General features: G+C 39.8%; 3 protein-coding genes. 2 read left to right on the top strand and 1 reads right to left on the bottom strand.

Annotation, left to right across the window (positions count from 1 at the left end):
* Nucleotides 1-284: 284 nt before the first annotated feature.
* On the top strand, nucleotides 285-683 hold the full coding sequence (locus FTT94_RS16260) for a hypothetical protein (protein WP_180007518.1): 399 nt from the start codon (nucleotides 285-287) through the stop codon (nucleotides 681-683).
* Between the two features lie 49 nt (nucleotides 684-732).
* On the opposite strand, the gene FTT94_RS16255 is transcribed toward FTT94_RS16260, so the two are convergent.
* Nucleotides 733-918: a hypothetical protein gene (locus tag FTT94_RS16255; protein WP_180171120.1), complete on the bottom strand. Its 186-nt coding sequence runs from the start codon at nucleotides 916-918 to the stop codon at nucleotides 733-735.
* 816 nt (nucleotides 919-1734) lie between these two features.
* Here FTT94_RS16255 and apbC point away from each other — a divergent pair.
* On the top strand, nucleotides 1735-3009 hold the full coding sequence (gene apbC, locus FTT94_RS16250) for an iron-sulfur cluster carrier protein ApbC (RefSeq protein ID WP_180171119.1): 1275 nt from the start codon (nucleotides 1735-1737) through the stop codon (nucleotides 3007-3009).
* Nucleotides 3010-3492 lie beyond the last annotated feature (483 nt).

Raw genomic sequence — 3492 nt, 5'->3', positions numbered from 1 at the left:
GCAAGTAACTTGGACCAGTGTTGATCATTTAGCATTGTTCGAGGCATAGCGAGTGTAAAATTGGGTTTGGCGATTTAATTTTACTATCTCGCTATTTTTTTAATCAACAAATGTCAACAGACCCTAAAATCGACCATGCATATTTGCATCAAGCCATTGTGAAAATAGGCAATCACATGGCGTTTTCCTGTGGTTGATTTGTTTCTAAATGCGTCTATTTCAAGTATCTGCTTCAAATCGCGTTATAACTATTGTTAGACAATAACAGAGAAGAGGCGAGAACGATGACAACTGAAAATAAAATTGATCAATTGAAAGATAAAGCGTCAGAGTTGGGTGATGATCTAAAGCTCAAAGCCAAAGAGGCTCAACTTGAAGGTGAAAAAGCACTCGATGGTACAAAGCATAAAGTTGAAGAACTCAAGCTTGAGGGTGAAAAAACCTTAAATGACGCCAAACATGAACATGCAGAACAGCATGCTGAAACCAAAGACCGTCTAGAGCAGTTAAAAGCAGAAGCGAGTCATAAATTTGATGAAGCCAAAGTCAAAGCTTCCGAACTTAAACATGAGGCTGTCGAAAAATTTGATGAACTCAAAGTGCAGGCGACAGAGAAATTTGACGAGTTAAAAAAGAAAGCCACTGACACACTGAATAAGTTTAAAAAAGATGATCAAGCTTAATTGTGTCTAATGAAAAAAGCCGCTCTATCTTGAGCGGCTTTTTTAGGATTCATTGTTTTAATCCATCTAAATTTTCAGTCTTAATATTTTTGACTTGATCATCGACTATGGTAATCACATAGCGCATATTGGCAATTTCATAGGTGTAATCTACCGCTAGTTTCGCAGGCAGATTTTTCTCTTGCAGCGGATAAGACACCATTTTCATCGGAGAAGCTTGCATACGCGAGCGCATGAGATCGATGCTATCACCACAATCGCTACAGTTTGTCGGTCAGGTGTTTGAATGGCTTCAGTCGCAATTTCTGCATAGGCTGCTGAAGTCAGGAGCATCAAGGCACATAAAGTCGTTTTATAAATATTCTTCTTATAGATAGTCTTCGGATACATCGTCATCCCCATTTTAAAAACTAAAAAGCACAAAATGTGCCTTTAGATTGCACATCCATCACTATAATTATTCTGTTGAAACGATTGAAATATAAACTGAAATTACGCTGTAAAAGTATGGTTGATATGTAATCAATTTAAAATTTAATGGCTTTGGTTTAGCCGCATAGATCAACTATAAGGGCATTTTAAGTGGCACACGCTTGAAAACTTGCTTGAAAGCTGACTAAATTACTCACTGATGTTACGCAGTAACATCAGACGCACCGTTTGCTTCAAATAAAAGAATGATACGCGGTAAGGTCATCCGCAAGTGTTTGAGACAGGACTCCTTCTAATCAAAAATGGTTTTGCGATACTTTGAATAATTTGACGCTAGTGAACGAGTTTTGCGGATGACAATGGTTTTGGGTACTTTTGCCAAAACAAAAGTACCTCCAGCCGAAGGCTAATCTCTTTATTCAAACCCTAGATATAAGACTCCGTTGAATAGACTTAAAAATCATTTTTAAAATGCGAAATTACTTTTAGGTGCGTAACATCAGTTACTCAACTTTATAAGCTTATAGGGATAAGTCATTCATCTCCCTCTTACTCTGTGGCAGATGAACAGGTAAACTATCGCTATTATCTTTTGATGTTCCTGTTTGGAGACAACATAATGTCGTGGCTTTCTTCTCTAAAATCTGTGTTTTCACCCTCCCAAGAGGTGAAAGAGGAGGAAATCCAACAGGTTTTACAAAACTATGTACTTCCCAATTCGAATAATGCCTTAAAAGACCGTATTACTCAGGTGAATGTGCAAGGTCAGATCTTACAGATCACGATTAATACCTTTCCTTCAGAAGCCGATGACTTACAAAAAATCCATGATGATTTGGCCGATGCATTGGAAAAATGTGGCATCACAGAATTAAATATGCACGTGATTCAGCAAAAGACTGGACATACATCGGGTGGTTGCGGTCATCACCATGTAGAAGGTGAAAGCTGTTCAACACAGCCTAAAGCTAATGAACAAACTGAGCAAAAGTCTACTACGAGTAATCTGCCACCTGTTGTGGATGCATCTGCTACTCAAGCCAAGGCTGAAGAAGATCCAAACAATCCACCAATTCAAAAAGCGGCACCTCTGCAACGTGATGTACCGAAACATCCACGCATTAAAAATGTCATTTTGGTGTCATCTGGTAAAGGTGGTGTGGGTAAATCGACTACCACTGTGAATTTGGCGCTTGCATTACAACAGCTGGGTTTAAAGGTTGGGGTATTAGATGCAGACATCTATGGTCCAAGTATTCCAACGATGCTCGGCAATGCAGGCCGCACGCCGATGATTGAAGCTGAGCAATTTGTTCCTATTGAAGCATATGGTATGGCTGTGCTTTCAATTGGTCACTTAACTGGGGATCACAATACCCCTGTGGCTTGGCGTGGGCCGAAAGCGACGGGGGCGTTAATGCAGCTCTTTAACCAAACGTTGTGGCCTGATCTGGATGTATTGGTCATTGATATGCCACCAGGCACAGGTGATATCCAGTTGACGCTTGCACAGCGTATACCGGTGACAGGTGCTGTGATTGTGACGACACCACAAAATGTTGCATTAATGGATGCGACCAAAGGCATTGAGTTGTTTAATCGTGTACATATTCCCGTGATGGGCGTGGTTGAAAATATGTCGACTCACATCTGTTCGAACTGTGGGCATGAAGAGCAAATCTTTGGTACAGGTGGTGGCGACCAACTTTCAGCCCAATACGACATTCCGCTCTTAGGTCGTTTACCGCTGAATGTACAAATTCGTGAAAATGCCGATGCAGGGAAACCATCTGTGATAGCAGGTGATGATGCTGCTGAAAGCTACATGGCGATTGCACAAAAAGTTGCAGATGCATTACCTCAGGCTGAAAAAGATAAAAACCGTATTTTCTAAGGGTGAACTGAAATTTAAGTTGATCGTATTAAAATCTGGCCTCGTGCCAGATTTTTTATAACGTGGTATTGGGAGTGTTTGAAAATTATGAGTACTGAACTTTAGACATTCAACGATGTCTATGAATTACACATCTAAAAAACGATTTGCACAATTTCTTATTTTTCCTGCGATTATAAGCCGTCTGCCAAGGATAAAATTCTTGAGGCATATCAAAGGATGTCGCGTTTGTACTTAGTTTTTACAAAATAGCTTTCACGATATTTCTATTATTTTGGCTAGGATCAATTCTTTGAACGGCAGTAACTGTACAAACGCATTGTGTCTTAGATTTTTTGCCAAATGTCCTCTGTTACAAGGCATAGGTATCTACACATTTTTTATAAATTGAATGCGATCTGAGCAATCGCATTCAGCTCATCAGACGAATACTCTGACAACAACTGAAGAGTGTTCAATAGTATTGAAAGCCCTGCCAGTATG

Source organism: Acinetobacter sp. YH12027 (assembly GCF_013420085.1).
In the GTDB taxonomy this organism is placed as follows: Bacteria; Pseudomonadota; Gammaproteobacteria; order Pseudomonadales; family Moraxellaceae; genus Acinetobacter; species Acinetobacter amyesii.
This window is presented reverse-complemented; position numbering and strand designations above follow the sequence as displayed.

Coding starts and splice junctions, on each gene's coding strand:
- FTT94_RS16260 (WP_180007518.1), top strand. CDS start 285: ATGACAACTGAAAATAAAATTGATCAATTGAAAGATAAAGCGTCAGAG.
- FTT94_RS16255 (WP_180171120.1), bottom strand. CDS start 918: ATGCGCTCGCGTATGCAAGCTTCTCCGATGAAAATGGTGTCTTATCCG.
- apbC (WP_180171119.1), top strand. CDS start 1,735: ATGTCGTGGCTTTCTTCTCTAAAATCTGTGTTTTCACCCTCCCAAGAG.